Annotated in this window: 1 protein-coding gene; it reads right to left on the reverse strand. The window is 62.4% G+C overall.

From position 1 onward, the window contains the following. The coding region (locus SB751_RS34075) for a TonB-dependent receptor domain-containing protein (RefSeq protein ID WP_410749505.1) at positions 1–245 on the reverse strand (245 nt) is incomplete at both ends.

The raw sequence follows: 245 nt of genomic DNA on the forward strand, positions 1-245 counted from the left end.
GGTTGGTCCAGGCGTCCGAACCGCCGTTGGTGCCGCCGCGCAGCTGCAGTTCGTCGTCGAAGTCGATGTTGAACAGCGTCAGCTCGCCTTTCCAGCCGCCGCCATTGAAATGCGTGCCGACTTCATAGGTGGTGGCCTTTTCCGGATGCAGGCCGTTGGTGGTCGAGGCGATCTGGAAGTACTGCAGCGGGCCGAATGACTGGCCGGCGTTGGCGAACACGCTCCATTGTTCGCTGACGTGGTAG

The sequence above is a fragment of the Cupriavidus sp. SIMBA_020 genome (genome assembly GCF_046535395.1).
In the GTDB taxonomy this organism is placed as follows: Bacteria; Pseudomonadota; Gammaproteobacteria; order Burkholderiales; family Burkholderiaceae; genus Cupriavidus; species Cupriavidus campinensis.